The following is a 17,749-nucleotide window of genomic DNA, read 5'->3' as shown; positions in this document are numbered from 1 at the left end:
CGGCCTTCGCCAGGCCCGCCAGGACGGCGGCCATGTCCGGGGCGGTGGCGCCGTCCTGGCAGGTGGTCACGCCGTGCTCCAGGTATATGCGCTGCATGTCGCCGATCATGGCGTTGAAGTCCAGGCCGAGCCGCGGCGTGGTCACCGCGTAGAAGGGGTTCATGGCCGCCGGCTCCTCGGCGTAGCCGTCCAAGTCGCCGGTGCCGTCCATGCGCCCGTAGCGGCCGCCCTCCGGATCGGGGGTCGTGGGCGTGATGCCGGCCAGCTCCAGCAGGCGGTCGTTGGCCACGCCCATGTGGTTCGACACGTGGGTGATGAGCACGGGGACGTCGGTGGACACTGCGTTCAGGACGGACTTGTCGGGGTGGCGCTGCTCGACCAGGTTGTTCTGGTCGTAGCCGTTGCCCATAATGACCCCGTCGGGCCCGATGCGGCGCTTGGCGGCGAACTCCCTCAGCGTATCGGTGATCTCGGCGAAGGAGGTGCACTCGGACAGGTCGGCGAACAGCAGGTACTGCAGCGAGCCGGTGAAGTGGCTGTGCGGGTCGATGAGCCCGGGCAGCACCGCCGCGCCGCCCAGGTCCACCTCCTCGGCGCCCCCGGCGCGCTCGCGGGCCTCCTCCAGGGGGCCGACGAAGGCGATGCGGCCCTCGTCGTCGACGAGCAGGGCTTCGGCGCGGGCGTCCTCGTCGGTGAGGGGAACGAACGTTGCGTTGCAGAACAGCTTGCCCATAGGTCTTCCTTTCGTGGTCGGTTCCGGTCTTGGATGCAAGAAGCGGGTGGGCGTTGGTCCCACCCGCTTCGTCTTGCCAGGTTTGATAGATGTCCTCGCCAAAGCGGCGGGTGCGGTCGCTACATCTCGCGATCCACCACGGGCTCGAAGGGCTGCTCGTCAGCGGGCAGCGGCTCAGACGGGGCGCCGCCTTCCTCGTCCTTGCGGAAGATGGTGATCCAGCGGGTGGTGAGCAGGCCGAGGAGAATGATGACGGCCGACACCACGTAGGCGGTGATGGTGGACTGGATGCGGGCATCCGAGTTCAGCTTCACAAGCTCCGCCTTCTCGGCATCGTCCATGGGGATGTCGGCGATGGTGGCCTCGAACTGGGCGTCGCCCATGAGGGTGATGTTGCGCTCGGCCACGGCGGCGCGCACCTCGGGGGTGATGGTCGGATTGTCGGCCATGGCGTTGTCGATGTTCACGGTGATGCCGAACAGGAGCACCGCGCCGATGGCGGCCACGCCGATGGCCTGGCCCACGTTGCGCATGGTGGTCTGGATGCCGCCGGACTGGGAGGCGTCGCGCTCGTTCACGGCCAGGGCCACGATGTTGTTCGTGTGCGAGCTGACAATACCGGCGCCGGCTCCGGCGACGGCCAGGCCCAGCCACATGAGCGGCGACACTTCGGACCCGTGCAGCGAGAGGCCCATGGGGATGAAGGCGGCGGCCATGACGATGTAGCCGATCTGGATGACGCGGCGCGGGTTGGCGTTCGGCATGAACTTCGGGATGCCGAGCGAGAAGATGAACGTGGGGATGCCGATGGCCAGCGCCATGAGGCCCAGCTGCATCGGCGGCCAGCCGGCCACCAGCTGCAGGTAGGGGGACAGCAGAACGGCCTGCACGCCCATGAAGAAGAAGGTGATGGCGCTCGCCACGAGGCCGGCGCGCACCTGGGGGGTCTTCAGGAAGGACTGGGGCAGAAGCGCGATGCCGTTCTTCTCCTCCACGCGCTTCTCGATGGGCACGAGGGCCACGATGAGAAGCAGGCCGAGGGCGGCCATGGGCAGGGCCGGCGAGATGCCGAAGATGGTGAAGGGGCATGCCGCGAAGGGCTCGATGAGGCCCCAGGCGGAGATGCGGGACAGGCCCACGAGGAACAGGAACAGGCCCACGGCGGCGATGCCGGTGCCGAGCCCGTCGAACTTCAGCTTCTCAGCGGGCTTCTGGATAGCCGGAAGCTTGAGCGAGAGGGCGAGCACCAGCACGAAGTACACGGCCAGCACGCCGTAGGTGACGCGGAAGCCACCGAACTGCATGACGATGCCCAGGAACAGCGGCAGGAAGGCCGACAGGCCCGAGGCGGCGCCGATGCAGCCGAAGGCCAGCACGCGGTTCTTGCCGTGGTAGATGAAAGGGATAAGGCCCAGCACCGAGGGGATCATGAAGCTGGCGCCGAAGCCGACGAGAATGCGGCCGCCCCAGATGAACACGGTCATGTTCGGCGACAGCGCCATGACAAGCTCGCCGGCCGCGCAGAGGGCGGCGCCCATGCGGAAGTTCGTGCGCCAGCCGATGATGGTGCCCATCAGACCGCCCGCCACCATGAAGGCGCCGGCCATGAGCGAGTACACCATGTTCGCCAGCTGGATGTCGGGGGTGGTGGCGCCCAGCACGTCGACCAGCTGCTGGTTTGCCAGGCCGAGCGCGCCGTTGTCGCCCGAGGTTCCCATCTGGGCCATGATGAGCACCAGGATGGGCAGCACCAGGAACTTCTCCGCACCTCCCTCGACTTGCTTTGCCTTGTCTTTGGTCATAGATTTCCTCCTTCTATCGGAACCGATATGCCATGCGCCTTCCTCGGCGCACGGGAGGGGGCTGCTCGGGCCGCGCGGGCGCGAGCCCTGCGAGACGAGAGACCCGAACGGCCGCCCCCTCCGTCGCCGCCATCGTAGTACCGCCGCCTCGGCGGCCATGGCAGAAGCTTTACCGCAGCAGCGGCAAGGGGCTTGCGCGGCCGGGGAGCCCCCTGTAGGGATCCCTCGCCGCAGCGACCCCGTATTTCCCCAGGTAAAACGGTTTGGAAACAACTCGGTTCCCCCTCTGTGGCGCAACGGCGGCGAAAGTGCCCCGCCGCCCACCCTTCCGTAACAGCGGTAAGGGTTCTTCCGCAGAGGCGGCGGCGCCCTCCCATAATGGAAGCGTCAGACGGCCCCGCTCCGGCTGCTATCGCCGATGCGGGCCAGCGGTTCTCGAGGAAAGGAACACCCATGGCAAAGTCAGTGGCAAGCTCGGGCGCGGCGACTCCGGCGCGTCCCGCGAAGCCCTTCAACTCCTATCTGCTGAACAAGTGCATCATCGGCTACGGCGTCATCAACGGCATCATTAACGCCGTCATCTTCTACCTGCTGCACATGGGCGAGCCCGAGGCCCTGCTCGGCCACGCCGACATTTTCCACGACTTCGCCCTGACCGGCGTGCTCCTGGGCCTTCTGCTGTTCGTCATCGTGGTGCCGCTCACCCGCATGGACCTGCGCAAGCACGTCTTCGCCGGCCCCAATGCGGCCAACCTCGGCGGGGCGGCCTCCCTCGTGCCGGCCAGCTACGCCCCGGCGCTGCTCGTCACCACCGTGGCGGCCACCGTCACCCTCATGGGCGTGGGCGCCTTCGCCTGCGTGCTTCTGCCCCTGCCGCTTACGGTCACGGCCATGATGCTGCTCAAAGGCGTCGTCTGCGCGTGCGCAGGCGGTGTGGCCGGCTACTTCACCATCTGCTACGTGGTGCGCTCCGGCAAGAGCGAGGCCTAAGGAGCCGATGCAATGACTTTTAGAGGCGCGGGCGTCCTGCCCGCGTCTCTTTTTTGTGTCATGGTTCGGGCGATGTGTAGCCACTGTGTGATGGTTGTGGCATAATGGGCAGCTGTGCGCTTCCGCGGGATTCCGCCTGGCGGATCGCCGAGGAAGTGTTCGCGCGGGCGCAAGCATCCCGCGCCGTGTCAGGAAACGATGGAGGAATTATTCGTGGAAACAAACGTTGAGTCCCTTGAGGGCAACAAGGCCAAAGTCACCGTGACCGTTGATGCCGCCGATATCGACGGGCGCATCAATAAGACCTACAAGGACTTCGCTCGCAAGTACAATTTCCCGGGCTTCCGCCGCGGCAAGGCCCCGCGCCCGGTTATCGACAACGCGCTCGGCGCCGAGGCCGTGCGTGCCACCGTCACCGATGAGGTGCTGAACAGCGCCTGGGCCGCCGCCATCGACGCCGAGGGCCTCAGCCCCGTGTCCGGCCCCACCATGGACGAGACCGAGCTTGTGGAGGCCGGCAAGCCCTACGTGTTCTCCTTCACCATCGACCTGCGCCCCCAGGTGGAGCTCTCCAGCTACGATGCCGTCGAGATCGAGCTGCCCTTCGCCGAGGCCACCGAGGCCGAGATCGACGACCAGGTGTCTGCCATGGCCGAGCACTACACCACCTTCGAGGACGCCTCCGCCGCCACGAAGCTGAAGCCGGAGAACTACGCCGACCTGGCCATCAAGGCCACCGACGCCGAGGGCAACGACATCGCCGCCATCACGAGCGAGTCCCGCCTGTACGGCCCGGGCACCGGCATGCTCTCCGAGGCCTTCGATGCCGAGATCATGGGCATGAAGAAGGGCCAGACCAAGGAGTTCACCCTGGAGGTGCCCGCCGACGAGACCGCTGTGCTCTTGGCCGACCAGGCCGGCAAGCCGGTGAACTTCGAGGTCACCTGCACCGTGGTGAAGAAGAAGGCCGCCCCCGAGGTCACCGACGAGTGGGCGAAGGAGACCATGGGCTTCGAGTCCGTGGCCGACATGCGCGAGCGCATCGCCGAGTCGCTGAACATGCAGAAGGGCGCCATGATGCCGCGCATCAAGGAGAACGCCATCATGACCAAGCTGCTGGAGCGCATCGACGCCGAGGTGCCCGCGGCCATGGCCGCCGAGGCCGAGACCTCGCTGCTCCAGGACTTCTTCACCCAGCTGCAGCAGGCCGGCATGACCTTCGACGCCTACCTGGGCAGCCAGGGCATCACCTCCGATCAGTTCAAGGCCGATCTGAAGGCCCAGGCCGCCGACCATGTGAAGGAGCAGCTCGCCCTTGAGGCCTGGGCCCGCCATGCCGGCATGGAGGTCACCGACGAGGAAGTGGCCGCCGAGTTCGCCAAGACCGGCGTGGAGGATCCCGCGGCTCTGGAGAAGGAGTGGCGCGAGGCGGGCCGTCTGCACCTCATCCGCACCGGCCTTCTGCGCACCAAGGCCATCGAGGACCTCATGGAGAACGCCAAGGTGACCGAGAAGGACTTCGCCGCCGAGGCCGCTGCCGAGAAGAAGGCCGCCAAGAAGCCGGCGAAGAAGAAGGCCGCCAAGAAGGCCGACGACGCCGAGGAAGCCGCCGAATAACGGCGCTTCGCATCGCGAGTCACAAGGGCGGGGGAGACCCCGCCCTTTTTCGTGGCGAATCTTCCGGGTCGGGACCGCCCGGTATTCTGATTCGCTCAGACAGTCCTCGCTTTGTGCGACAGTCCACTGGACTGTCGCAGTCGCTGCGGAACTCGCTCGGTCAGAACACCGGGCACTCCCTCTACACTCAACCTCCGCTGCTGTGTTCATTTCCCCGTTCCCCTTGCATTGCGAACGGATGTATAGCAATATGGTTCTGAACTATGGACAGGCCGCGCTATGCGGCCCTATTTGCGAAAGAGAGGCACCCATGGGCATCGAACGCGCGAGCAACGCCCTCATCCCCTACGTCATCGAGCAGTCGCCGCGGGGCGAGCGCAGCTACGACATCTACAGCCGCCTGCTGAACGACCGCATCATCTTCCTCGGCGAGCAGATCGACGACCATGTGGCCAACTCCGTGGTGGCCCAGCTGCTGCACCTGGAGGCCACCGATCCCGATAAGGACATCTCCTTGTACATCAATTCCCCGGGCGGCTCGGTCACGGCAGGCCTCGGCATTTTGGACACCATGAACTTCATCAAGTGCGACGTGTCCACCATCTGCATCGGCGAGTGCGCCTCCATGGCCGCCGTGCTCCTGTCCTCGGGCACCAAGGGCAAGCGCTTCGTGCTGCCGAACTCCATGGTGCTCATCCACCAGCCGCTCGGCGGCGCCCAGGGCCAGCAGACCGAGATCGCCATTGTGGCCGACTTCATGCTGAAGACCCGCAAGCGCCTGAACAAGATCCTGTCCGAGAACACCGGCCAGTCCATCGAGCGCATCCAGCTGGACACCGAGCGCGACAACTACATGACCGCCGAGGAGGCCAAGGAGTATGGCCTCGTGGACGAGATCATCTACCACCACGGCGCCATGCCCGGCCAGAAGAAGGGCGAATAGCGCGCATCGCTTCCCGATGCACCGCGAAGCCGAACGAGCGAGGAACCTGAAAAGGAAGCCATGAACAACCATCATCATCCCTACGACCCCCATCGGGGCGATTACACCTGCGCCTTCTGCGGTAAGACCGGCGACCTGGTCAACGCCATGATCTCTGGCCCCAACGGCATCTACATCTGCGACGAGTGCATCTCGGTATGCGCCGATGCCATGATGCGCGACATGGGCTACACCATGGCCCAGGAGTTCGAGCCGGTCGATGACGGCCGCTTCGGCGGGGGCTGGGGTCGCTGGGGCAATCCGCCCGAGGCCGAGATGGTCCGCGAGGAGAGCCCCGTGGTCGACGACGGCCCCTCGCCGGCCGAGGTGCTGGGGGACTTGCCCACGCCCCACGAGCTGTACGCGCGGCTGTCCGAGCACGTGGTGGGCCAGGAGGAGGCCAAGCGGGCCCTGTCCGTGGCCGTGTACAACCACTACAAGCGCATCTCCATGGGGGAGGCGGCCGCCGAGGGCGACGTGGAGCTGGCCAAGAGCAACATCATGCTCATCGGTCCCACGGGCTCGGGCAAGACGCTTCTGGCCCAAACCCTGGCCCGCACCCTGCAGGTGCCCTTCGCCATCGCCGACGCCACCACGCTCACCGAGGCGGGATACGTGGGCGAGGACGTGGAGAACATCCTGCTGAAGCTCATCACCGCCGCCGACTTCGAGGTGCCCCGGGCCGAGATCGGCATCATCTACATCGACGAGATCGACAAGATCGCCCGCAAGGCCGAGAACCTCTCCATCACCCGCGACGTGTCCGGCGAGGGCGTGCAGCAGGCCCTGCTGAAGATCGTCGAGGGCTGCGAGGCCTCGGTGCCGCCCCAGGGCGGTCGCAAGCACCCCCAGCAGGAGCTCATCCCCATCGACACCACCAACATCCTGTTCATCCTGGGCGGCGCCTTCGTGGGCCTGGCCGACATCGTGGCGAGCCGCGTGGGCACTACCTCGCTGGGCTTCGCGAGCGAGCTGGCCGCCTCCAAGAAGGAGTCCGAGGCCGAGCTTCTGCGCCAGGTGCTTCCCGAGGATCTGAACAAGTACGGCATGATCCCCGAGTTCGTGGGTCGTATCCCGGTCATCACGTCGCTTTCCGAGCTGTCCGAGGAAGACCTCGTGCGCATCCTCGTGGAGCCGAAGAACGCGCTCGTGAAGCAGTACACCCGCATGTTCGAGTTCGAGGACTGCCGCCTGGCCTTCGACAAGGCGGCCCTGACAGCCATCGCCCACGAGGCCGTCGAGCACGGCACCGGAGCCCGCGGCCTGCGCTCCATCTGCGAGCGCGTGCTCATGGACGTGATGTACGACCTGCCCGAGTTCGACGGCGCCTCCCAGGTGACCGTGCGGGCCAGCGACATCACCGGCGAGACGAAGCCGGTCATCAAGCCCCGGGCCAACATCGAGGGAGCCCTGCACGCTTCCTAGCAGCTATGGGCGGCGCCGTGCGTCCGTGGGGGCGCCGGCGTCGTGTTCCGTACCCACCGATTTCGCAGAGAAGGGATGAGGATGACCCAGACCGACTACGCCGCCATGGAGCGGCCCATCTTCGAGGCATGGAAGGACGCCGGCTATTTCCAGCGCACGCCGGGCTTCGGCGAGCATGCCGGCGAGAGCTACACCATCGTCATCCCGCCGCCGAACATCACCGGCGTGCTGCACATGGGCCATGCCCTGAACGACACCATCCAGGACGCCTGCATCCGCCGCGCCCGCATGCGCGGCTTTAAGACCCGCTGGATCATCGGCACCGACCATGCCGGCATCTCCACCCAGACCAAGGTGGACAAGCGCCTGGCCGAGGCTGGCATCAGCCGCCTGGAGATCGGCCGCGAGGCCTTCATCGGGGAATGCTACAAGTGGCGCGAGGAGTACGGCACCACCATCGTGAACCAGATCAAGGGCATGGGCTGCTCCTGCGACTACTCCGACGAGCACTTCACCTTAGAGCCCTCCTACGTGCGCGCCGTGCGGAAGCTGTTCGTGGACTGGTACCGCGACAAGCTCATCTACCGGGGCAAGCGCATCGTGAACTGGTGCCCGAGCTGCACCACAGCTATCGCCGACGACGAGGCCGAGTACGTGGACGAGGCGGGGCATCTGTGGTACCTGCGCTACCCCCTGACCGAGCCGGTGGACGGTCTGGAGTACCTGGTCGTGGCCACCACGCGCCCCGAGACCATGCTGGGGGACACCGGCGTGGCCGTGAACCCCAAGGACGAGCGCTTCGGGCATCTCGTTGGCAAGACGGTGAAGCTGCCGCTGGTGGATCGCGAGATCCCCATCTTCGCCGACTGGCACGTGGACACCGAGTTCGGCACCGGCTGCGTGAAGGTGACCCCCTCCCATGACCCCAACGACTGGGCCATGGGGGAGAAGGCGGGGCTTCCCCGCATCAACATCTTCGACGAGACGGCGCACGTGGTGGAAGGCTATGGGAAGTTCTCGGGGATGGACCGCGATGAGGCCCGCGAGGCCGTGGTGGCCGCCTTCGAGGAGCTCGGCCTGCTCGATCATGTGGAGGACCACGACCATTCGGTCATGACCTGCTACCGCTGCCACACCAAGCTGGAGCCCTGGGAATCCGAGCAGTGGTTCGTGGCCGTGGACGGCCTGAAGGAGGCCGCCGCCCGCGTGGTGGAGGACGGTTCCATCCAGTTCCACCCGGCCCGGTGGAAGCAAGTGTATTTGGACTGGCTCGCGAATTTGAAGGACTGGTGCATCTCGCGCCAGCTGTGGTGGGGCCACCGCATTCCCATGTACTACTGCGATGAGTGCGGCTGGGAGGATGCCTCGGTGGACGAGGTGGAGGTCTGCCCGGTGTGCGGGGCGCCGGTACGCCAGGACGACGACGTGCTGGACACCTGGTTCTCCAGCCAGCTGTGGCCCTTTGCCACCATGGGCTGGACGGAAGAGGGCATGGACGCGCCCCAGATGCGCACGGCCTATCCGACCCAGGTGCTCTCCACGGCCCGCGATATCATGGGGCTGTGGGTGGCGCGCATGGTCATGGCTTCCATGTACTGCTGCGATAACACCATTCCCTTCGAGGACGTCATCATTCATCCCACGGTCATGGCCGCCGACGGCAAGCCCATGTCCAAGAGCCGCGGCAACGGCGTGGACCCGCTGCGCCTCATGGAGGACTACGGCGCCGACGGCATGCGCTTCGGCCTGCTCATGCAGGTGACCGGCGCCCAGGACATGAAGTTCAACGAGGCCAAGCTGGAAAGCTCCCGCAACTTCGCGAACAAGGTGAAGAACGCGAGCCGCTTCGTGCTCATGAACCTGGAGGGATACGAGCCCGGCGCGCCCGAGCCGGTCACGCCGGCCGACCGCTGGATCTTCTCCCGCTTGGCGAAGGTCGTGGCGGCGGTGGACGCGGCCTACGACAACTTCGAGTTCGGTGAGATCACCCGCGAGCTGTACAGCTTCGTGTGGAACGAGTTCTGCGACTGGTACATTGAGTTCTCCAAGGCGCGCCTGGCCGCCGACGCCGATCCGGCCGACCGCGCCGCCTGCCAGCGCAACCTGGTGTTCGTGTTGGGGCAGATTCTGCGCCTTCTGCATCCCATCATGCCGTTCATCACCGAGGAGGTCTATGGCGAGATGCCCAAGGGCGACGCCGCCGCGCCCATGCTCATCGTGGCGTCGTGGCCCGATGCCGCCGAGCTCAGCCGCTTCGTGGACGAGGAGTCTGAACGTGCCATTGCCATGGTGTGCGAGGTGGTGGGCGCGGTGCGCTCCACCCGTTCGCGCTACGGCATCTCGCCGAAGGTGGCCCTGCCCGTGGCCGTGAAGGTGGCGGCCGAGGCCGACGCGGCCCTGCTGCTGGCCCAAGCGCACCTCATCGGCCAGCTGGCCAACGTGGAGGAGTTCGAGGTGGCTGTGGAGACCTCCAAGCCCGCCGAGAGCGCCGTGGTGCTCGGTTCGGGGCTCGAGGTGTACATCGTGCTGGCGGGCCATGTGGACTTCGATGCTGAGCGGGCGCGTCTGGCCCGTGAGCGCGATGGCCTGGCCAAAGATGTTGCCAAGTTCGAGAAGAAGCTCTCCAACCCGGGCTTTCTGGCGAAGGCCGCGCCGGAGATCGTGGAGAAGGACAAGGCGAAGCTGGCCGATCTGGCCGACAAGCTGGCGCGCATCGAGGCTCAGCTGGCCGAGCTGGAGTAAAAGGCTACAACGCAGCAGCGGCGTGGAGTTCCGTCTCTGGGCTACCGATGTGCTGCGCCGCTACATCATCGAGGACCGTGCCGAGAATCATCGAGGGCCGTGCCGAGAACGAGAAAGGACCCGTAGGGTCCTTTCTCGTTCTCGGCCAACTTTGCGGACGCGGGTCTCTGGGCGGCGATCCCTAACCGACGCGGCGCAGACGGCGATGGCTGGCGAGGAGGGCGGCCCCGGCAGCCAGCAGGGCGGCGACGGGCAGCAGAGCGGCGAGGGCCAGGGTGTCGCTGGTCTGGGCGAGGCGCGCGTGCCGGATGGTGGTGCCTTCGTCGGCCGTGCCGTCGAGAACGCCCCCAGCAGCCGTGACGCCAGGCGGGTAGGCGGCCGGACTCGCCACGGTCTCGCGGCTCTCGTCGAAGGCGTCCCAGCCCTGATCCGGATCGAAGGGGGAGCCAGGTTCGGGGAAGGGAACGGCGGGGTCCCAACGACTCGGCGGCATGCCCAGAGCGACGGCCACGTTGCCGATGTCGCTGCCAACGGCCTCGGCGGTTACCACGGCGTCGAACACGAGGGTGACGGTCCGACCGCCATAGAGGTGACCGGTGGCAACGGACAAGCGCCGGGTCTCATGGTTGTAGGCCCCGTCGTCCACGGCGATCTGGCGCCCGTCCGGAAGAGTGAGGGCGATGGTGCCAGCCACGGGTTCCAGGCCGCGCGGCACGTCGTCGCGAACGACGACGTCCATCCAACTGGTCGCCGGCCCGTCGTTGGCTAGCTGGATGCGGTAGCGCACGACATCGCCGACGCGGGTCTTGCCATCGGTGCTCGTAGTGTTCTCGGCCATCTTGACGATGGACACCGCGCCATCGGCGGGATCATCGCCCACGAGAATGGGGGGCTCGGCGGGGTCGGTGCTGCCCACGGGCTCGCCGCTCGGCGGCGCGGCGGGCTCTCCGGCCGGACGGTTGCCCGGCAGGCCGTCGGGGCCGACGGAGGGCACGGTGCCGTGGACGAAAGCGACATTGCCACTCTCCGCTCCCACGGCCTCAGCGCCGACGACGACATCGAAGGTGAGGAGCCAGCGCTGGCCGCCCCACACATCGCCGACCATGACGGCGATGGTGCGACTGGCCCGGTCGTAGGCATCGTCGGATACAACCAGCGGGCTGCCGCTCCCGTCCGCGTCGGGCCCGGCGAGGCGCAGAGTGCCTGCCACGGGCTCCAGCCCCTCGGGCAGCGGATCGGATATGACGGCGTTCACCAGGCAGCTGTCGGCAGCACCGGTGTTCTCAAGCGCCACGGTGTAGCGCAAGATGTCGCCCCGGCGCGTCACCTTGGCCTCGGGTTCGGTAACGTTCTCCACGGACTTTTCCAGCGTCATGGCGGGGTCGGCAGGTACGACGCTGGCGGGACCGGGCGGTGTGGCGGGCTTGGTAGGGGCGGGGTCAACCGGAAGGGGCTCGCCGGGATGATCCGGGTCTTCCATAGGCTTGTCGGGGTCGGTCAGACTGGGGCGCGTGCCCGTGGCCGAGGCGATGTTCTCGAGGTCGATGACATCGGGATCTGCGAAGTCGAGGGCGTCGCGGACAACCGCCTCGAAGGTGACCGTGGCCGTGCCGTTGCCAGGTACCGCTCCCAGGGGCACTGTGAGAAGGGGCCGGCCGTCCGCTCCCGGTATCGACAGCGAGAACTTGCCCGTGTCCTGGGGCCGAGCACTCGCCGTCTTGGCGAGCGGGCCATCGAGGGGCAGATAGGGGTTGGCCAGGCGCACGGTTATCTCGTCCAACGCGAGGCAGGCGGGCAGCGGGTCGGTGACCACGGCATCGGTCCACAGCGAGCCGGCGGCGCTGTTGGCGGCTTCGATGGTGTAGCGGATGCGGTCGCCGGGCTGGGTGGGGCCATTCGGGTGGGTGAGGTTCTCAGCCCTCTTAGACAGTGCCGGGGCTGGGGCGATCTTCGGTTCTGGTTTCACGGTCACGTCGATGACGAAGGTGCTCCCCGTGAAGGCGCCGTTGGGCTCTTGCTTGACGACGAGCTCGCTGGACCCCACAGCCACGGGATCAACGACAAGGGTGATCTTTCCGTCGTCGTCGCGCAGGGGCTTCCCGTCTTCGTCAAGGACGATCTCGGCCTCGACGATGCGTCCGTCCGCGGTGGTCACTGTGATGGGACCCGACGAGGGGGTGTCCAGCTTGATCTCCACGCGACCGGGGTTGGGGTCGGTTCCGCCGGGCTGCTTGTAGTACAGGGTGAGGTCGCCGTGGTAGGTCTTGTCTCCAGGCTTGGACGGGTCGGCGCCGGGCTTGTCGGGCGTGGGGTGAGCGTAGTCAATATCGAGGGACGGCTGCGGCTCGCTCGGGTCGGCGCCGGGGTCGGGAGGCAGGGTCGCGGTGGGGTTGGGATCGATGGGATCGATGGCCACCTCGGCCCGGGGCACCGTGGGATCTTCGGTGGGATTGGCGCTCTCGAGGTAGTTCGCGGGAACGCCGTCCGCCGCTTGCTCGTCAGAGGGCGGGAGGAACTGGAGGGAGATCTCATGGCGCCCTTCCTGGCCCTGGGTGGGCACGAGGAAGTCGGAAGTGGCGGCGGCGCGGGCAAGGGAGAAGTGGGTGCGGGTACCCCCGGCTCCGTTGTCCTCGACGGTGGCGTTTATCCGGGGGTCGCCAGTGGGGATTGGCTTGCCGTCCTCACTGAGGTCACCGGCGAACACAAGCGGCTCGGGAGCGCCGACGGGCTCGCCATCGACGTAGATCTGCACGCGGCCGCGTGGCGCCTGGCACGTGCCCTTGGTCTTCTCGGAATTCGGCTCGCCGTCCACCGTGGGAGCTCGGTCGATGATGGCCTCAACGCGGAGAACCTGGTCGGAGGGGTGGGGAACGAGCCCGGGCTTCTTGTCGTCCACCCATTCGGCCCTCACGTCGCGCACGATGGAGGCGATGGGGGAGATGGTGAAATCGCCGACCGCGCGGTGACCCCAGTAGCTTTCGGAGAAGTTGTTGGCGGTGTCCTTGGAGTACTGGGTGGAGATGGCCGTGAAGCGCATGCGGCCCACGTCGGCGCCGTTGTCCGTCTCGGTTCCGACGGGGTTGCCAGCATCGTCGAGGCGCTGGTATTTGAACTTGATGGCGTCCGCGTCGGTGAGGTTGCGGCCGTCGGGGGTGCGCAGGGGCAGCGTGAAGAGGGGCGCGCCCTTGCCGTCGTAGTACTTGTTCAGAGATGCCAGGTAGTCGTCGTCCAGGGTGAAGTCGGCGTAGCGGCGCAGCTTTCCGTCATCGGGCGCATCCGGGGGCATCTGGCTGTCGGGCGGTCGGAACAGCGGGAGCGGTGTTACGGGGGTGGGGTTACCGTTCTCGTCCAGCTTGTTGGTGTCGAGGTAGGTGAAGTTAACGGTGACCTCGCTGTTCTGCTTCACTGTCTGGGGGAGCCAGAGGTAGAGGTGCCCCTTGTCGAACTCGGCCGGTGCGCCGTAGTCGAAAGGTTCTCCGTCAACGAGGAGCTGCCAGTCAGTGAGTTTGTAGGTGTTCTCGCCCACATCCGAGGTGAGATCCACCTGGATCATTTCGATGGGCTCGCCCTGGGCGTTGTGCGCGCTGCCCACGAAGGAGAAATCGCCTGGCTTGCGGCCGTTGCCGATGGAGCCGCCGGTGATGGTGATGTCGGCACCGGGTGCGCCGATGTCCCCGCAGTTTATGAGGGGAGGACTAACGGTTGAGGGGATGAGGGTGCCGCCCGTGAGGACGATCTTGAAGGCGGAGCTGTTGGCCGGTTGGCAGGCGGCTCCGAACCCGCTGCCGTGGTCGCCGCCCTTGGAGATGACGTAGCCCCCGTTGATACGAATGTTGCCCGTCGCGCCGGCATTGCCGCTGCCGATACCGGCACCGTGGTACCCGGCGATGGCGCTCAGGCGGCCGCCGTTGATGGTGATCCACTCGCTAGAACCCGTGCCGTCGCCGCTCCAGCCGTCTCCCCCGATTCCCGCGCCACAGTGGGTGCTGGGGGATGCCTTGTTGGCCGAGCAGCGAGCGGTCACGATACCGCCATACATGGTAAACGATCCTCCGGCCTCGCCGTGGTTACCGCCAATCCGGTCGCTTTCGCCGCCAATGCCTGCTCCGTTGCCATCTCCGGTGACACCGGCAAGAGCATAGAGCACGCCAGGGTTTTTGCTATCCATGGAGGAGAGGGGATCGCCCTTTTTCACTTTCATGCCGTTTGCCAGGGTGAGATCGGCCGGGATGAGGCCATCGACGGGAACGACGGGGTTGCCGCTCGCATCTTTGTTGGGTATGGAGTCATCGATAGTCAGGGTGGCTCCCGTGGGATTGTGGATGCCGGCTCTGACGTTGCCGGTGGAGGCGAAGGAGTTATAGCTCTGATCGGCGAGCACCAGGTTGCAGGTCGCTCCTTTGGAGATCTCGAAAGGGTTATCGGCCCTCACACCTACGCCTGCCAGGGTAATGTTCGCCGTTTGGCCTGCGGGAATGACGAGAGACGTGGTGTTGGGTTTCGCATGGACACCTGCGGCGTTGTCTTCCGACGGCGTTTTCCCGACAATGGTCTGGTCGTCCGTCTGCAGGGCGAAGTGCTTGTCGGTGTTCACCGTGAGGGTCTTGGCGGCATCGTCGTAGGCGAAGTCGGCGGCGGTCACCGCGTCGCCGTCGACGCCCCAGATGGTGAAGCCGCCCAGCTCGAAGGAGCCGGGGCCGGGAGCCGGCTTCGCGCCGTCGGATACGGGGATGGCGTCGGCTGCCGCCGCAGCCGGCGCGCCGGCGGTCAGGTGGGCCATGCCGGCCGTGATGCGCCCCAGGGGAGACGCCGTCGCGCCAGTTGCGGCGGCGGAGTCCGGTGTGTCGCCGGGGGAGGAGTCCTCCCCGTCGGCCGATGCGCCGCCAGCGGGCGCGACGTCTGCGGGGGAGCTGTCCTTGTCGGGGGAGTCCGGGAAATCGGAGGATGTGGATGGGTCCGGGGAGTCCGGGGGAGAGGAGGAAGGAAGGCCGCCGTCGGGCGATACGTCGCCTACCGGCTCAGAAAACTCGATGGGGGGGGGTCTCCGTGCCCTGGCCCTCGGGCTCGGCGAGCGCGACCGCGGGAGCCATCCCGCAGGCGAGCGCGGCCGCCAGGCCGAGGCGCAGAAGCGACCCCCGTCGCTTCTCTCTCATGGTGGTTCTCCTTCTCTCGGGCGCCTTTGCGGCGCGAGGTCTGCCCGAATATACCCCTTCCGTCCGCTTTCCGCAACCCTGAGTGGGTCAGTCGGGGTTGGAGGCGGCGGAGGGGGCCGGGGGCGCGAAGCCGCCGGCCCCCTCCTGCATGATGGGCGGACTTTTGCCTACCGCGGGCTGCGCGCCCTGCGCCGCCGCGACGCGAGCAGGGCTGCGCCGGCCGCCAGGGCCAGCGTCAGGGGCAGGAGCGCCGCGGCCAGCAGGGCGTCGCCGGTCTGGGCCAGCTTGTGGGCGATGGTGGTGCGCCGCTTGCCGCCTTCGTCGCCGTCCAGCACGCCGCCCGAGGCGTCCGCGCCGGGCGGATAGGCGGGGTCGGAGACGGCCTTGCCGCGGCCCTGCTCCCAGACGTCCCAGCCGCCGTTGGGGGAGAAGGGGGCGCCTGGCTCGGGATGGGTGCCGTCGGGGTCCCATGCGCTCGGCGGCGTCCCGTAGCCGACGGCCACGTTCCCGATGTCGGCGCCGACGGCGTCGGCGGTCACGAGCGCGTCGAAGGAGAGGACGGCGGCCTGCCCGCCGTAGAGGTGCCCGCAGGCCACGGCGAGCGTCCTTGTCTTCGGGTCGTAGGCGGCGTCGTCCACGGCCACCTCGGCGCCGCCGGGCAGCATGAGGCGGATGGTGCCGGCCAGGGGCTCCAGGCCGAGGGGCACGTCGTCGCGGATGACGGCGTCCATCCAGCCGGTGCCCGCCCCCTCGTTGCGCAGCGTCACCGTGTAGCGCACCGTGTCGCCCACGCGGGTGGTGCCGTCGGCGCGGGAGAGGTTCTCGGCGGCCTTGGCGACGGACACGTCGCCCTCGGCCGGGTCGTTGGGGATCACGGGCGCGGGCTCGGCCGGCGGCGAGGAGGCCTCGGGCCCGCCCGCCGGGGGCTCCGCGGGCTCGCCGGGATCGGGGTCCTCGGGCCGCGCGTCCGGGCTCTCGGAGGGCACGGTGCCGTGGGCGTGGGCGATGTTCGCGTTGTCGGCCCCGAGGGCCGCCTCGCCCACGGCGCACTCGAAGGTCAGCACGGCCGCGTGCCCGCCCCACAGGTCGCCGCAGGCCACGGCGACGGTGCGGCTCGCCCGGTCGTAGGCGGCGTCGGGCACCTCGATGGGCTCGCCGCCGTCAATGGACAGGCGCAGGGTGCCGGGCACCGGCTCGAGCCCCGCCGGCAGCGGGTCGGACACGACGGCGCCCATGAGGCAGCTGTCGGCCGCGCCCGCGTTCTCCAGCTCCACGGTGTAGCGCAGGCGGTCCCCCAGATGCGTCACCCCCGCGCCGGGGGCGGTCAGGTTCTCCACCGACTTCGACACCCGCGGATCGGGGTCGGCCGGCGCCACGGTCCCGCCGCCCGGGGGCGTCGCCGGGTCGGTGTCGGGCGGGGCCACGGGGCCCACGTCGGGGCCGTCCGGGCCGTCGGGGTTGGGGCGCTTGCCCGTAGCCGAGGCGATGTTGCCCAGGTCCATCGCCTCGGGGTTGGAGAAGTCGATGTCCCTGCGCACGGTGCACTCGAAGGCGACGGTGGCCGAGCCGCCCCCGCCGATGTCCCCGGCGGGCGCCGAGAGCACCTGTCGGCCGCCCGCGCCCGGCGCGGAGAGCGAGAACTTCCCCACGTCGCCCGCGGCCACCGACGCGGCTTTCTCCAGCTCCTTCCCCGCGATGGCCGCCGACGGGTTGTCGAGCCGCACGGACTTCTCGTCCAGCTCCAGGCACGCCGGCAGCGGGTCGGTCACCACCGCGTCCGTCCAGAGCGACCCCTTGGCCCCGTTCGAGGCCTCGATCGTGTACCTGATGCGGTCGCCGGGCTGGGTGGGGCCGCCCGGGTGAGTGAGGTTCTCGGCTCTCTTCGACAGAGCGGGAGCCGGCGCGACGGAGGTGTCGGGCCTCACCGTCACGTCGTAGATGAAGGTGCTGCCGGTGTAGGCCCCGTTGGGCTCCTGCTTGATGACGAGCTCGGTCTTGCCGACCGCCTCGGGGTCGAGCAGGACCGTCAGGTTCCCGTCTTCGTCGCGCACGGGGTTGCCGTCCTCGTCGCGCACCAGCTCGGCCTCCAGGATGGTGCCGTCGGCCGTCTCCACGGTGATGGGCCCCGACGAGGGGGTGTCGATCTTCAGCTCCACGCGGCCCGGGTTCGTCTGGCCGGGCTCGTGGCCGTGGTAGGTGAGCGTGATGGTGCCCTTGTATATCTTGTCGCCGGGCTTGTCCGGGTCGGCGCCGGGCTCGGCGGGCTCGGGATCGGGGTTGGTGGCGATGGAGGGAGGGGGCAGGG

At 67.9% G+C, this 17,749-nt stretch carries 10 protein-coding genes; 5 read left to right on the top strand and 5 right to left on the bottom strand.

All coding sequences use genetic code 11. From position 1 onward, the window contains the following. The coding region (locus tag F8D48_RS10205; RefSeq protein WP_151431795.1) for an amidohydrolase family protein at window positions 1-733 on the bottom strand (733 nt) is incomplete at its 3' end. 119 nt (window positions 734-852) lie between these two features. Next, window positions 853-2,535: an MFS transporter gene (locus F8D48_RS10200; protein ID WP_151431793.1), complete on the bottom strand. Its 1,683-nt coding sequence runs from the start codon at window positions 2,533-2,535 to the stop codon at window positions 853-855. Window positions 2,536-2,988: 453 nt separating this feature from the next. Here F8D48_RS10200 and F8D48_RS10195 point away from each other — a divergent pair, with 453 nt between their 5' ends. The 5 genes from F8D48_RS10195 (at window position 2,989) to F8D48_RS10175 (ending at window position 10,291) form a co-directional block, all read left to right on the top strand. After that, window positions 2,989-3,525 (top strand): hypothetical protein, encoded by a 537-nt coding sequence (locus F8D48_RS10195; RefSeq protein WP_135971180.1) that lies wholly within the window; start codon window positions 2,989-2,991, stop codon window positions 3,523-3,525. A gap of 213 nt (window positions 3,526-3,738) precedes the next feature. After that, window positions 3,739-5,142, top strand: coding sequence for a trigger factor (tig, locus tag F8D48_RS10190; protein ID WP_240806315.1), 1,404 nt, complete (start codon window positions 3,739-3,741; stop codon window positions 5,140-5,142). Between the two features lie 310 nt (window positions 5,143-5,452). After that, window positions 5,453-6,085, top strand: coding sequence for an ATP-dependent Clp endopeptidase proteolytic subunit ClpP (clpP, locus tag F8D48_RS10185; protein ID WP_117284827.1), 633 nt, complete (start codon window positions 5,453-5,455; stop codon window positions 6,083-6,085). A 60-nt stretch (window positions 6,086-6,145) separates the two neighbouring features. After that, the gene (gene clpX, locus F8D48_RS10180) at window positions 6,146-7,549 is read left to right on the top strand and encodes an ATP-dependent Clp protease ATP-binding subunit ClpX (protein WP_151431789.1); all 1,404 of its coding nucleotides are present in this window, start codon (window positions 6,146-6,148) and stop codon (window positions 7,547-7,549) included. 81 nt (window positions 7,550-7,630) lie between these two features. Then, a complete protein-coding gene (locus tag F8D48_RS10175; protein ID WP_240806314.1) occupies window positions 7,631-10,291 on the top strand; it encodes a valine--tRNA ligase in 2,661 nt (886 codons plus the stop codon). A 181-nt stretch (window positions 10,292-10,472) separates the two neighbouring features. Here the strand turns inward: F8D48_RS10175 and F8D48_RS10170 are convergent, their stop codons facing one another. The 3 genes from F8D48_RS10170 to F8D48_RS10165 all read right to left on the bottom strand — a co-directional run. Beyond that, entirely contained in the window at window positions 10,473-15,071 is a 4,599-nt protein-coding gene (locus F8D48_RS10170; protein ID WP_151431785.1) for a DUF11 domain-containing protein, read from the bottom strand. 238 nt (window positions 15,072-15,309) lie between these two features. Next, a complete protein-coding gene (locus tag F8D48_RS12170; protein WP_276490339.1) occupies window positions 15,310-15,444 on the bottom strand; it encodes a hypothetical protein in 135 nt (44 codons plus the stop codon). Between the two features lie 167 nt (window positions 15,445-15,611). Then, on the bottom strand, window positions 15,612-17,749 hold a 2,138-nt coding region (locus tag F8D48_RS10165; protein WP_151431783.1), incomplete at its 5' end, for a DUF11 domain-containing protein.

It is taken from the genome of Adlercreutzia muris (assembly GCF_008831045.1).
Taxonomy (GTDB): domain Bacteria; phylum Actinomycetota; class Coriobacteriia; order Coriobacteriales; family Eggerthellaceae; genus Adlercreutzia; species Adlercreutzia muris.
This window is presented reverse-complemented; position numbering and strand designations above follow the sequence as displayed.

Coding starts and splice junctions, on each gene's coding strand:
- F8D48_RS10195 (WP_135971180.1), top strand. CDS start 2,989: ATGGCAAAGTCAGTGGCAAGCTCGGGCGCGGCGACTCCGGCGCGTCCC.
- clpP (WP_117284827.1), top strand. CDS start 5,453: ATGGGCATCGAACGCGCGAGCAACGCCCTCATCCCCTACGTCATCGAG.
- F8D48_RS10175 (WP_240806314.1), top strand. CDS start 7,631: ATGACCCAGACCGACTACGCCGCCATGGAGCGGCCCATCTTCGAGGCA.
- clpX (WP_151431789.1), top strand. CDS start 6,146: ATGAACAACCATCATCATCCCTACGACCCCCATCGGGGCGATTACACC.
- F8D48_RS10170 (WP_151431785.1), bottom strand. CDS start 15,071: ATGGCCCACCTGACCGCCGGCGCGCCGGCTGCGGCGGCAGCCGACGCC.
- F8D48_RS10200 (WP_151431793.1), bottom strand. CDS start 2,535: ATGACCAAAGACAAGGCAAAGCAAGTCGAGGGAGGTGCGGAGAAGTTC.
- F8D48_RS12170 (WP_276490339.1), bottom strand. CDS start 15,444: ATGAGAGAGAAGCGACGGGGGTCGCTTCTGCGCCTCGGCCTGGCGGCC.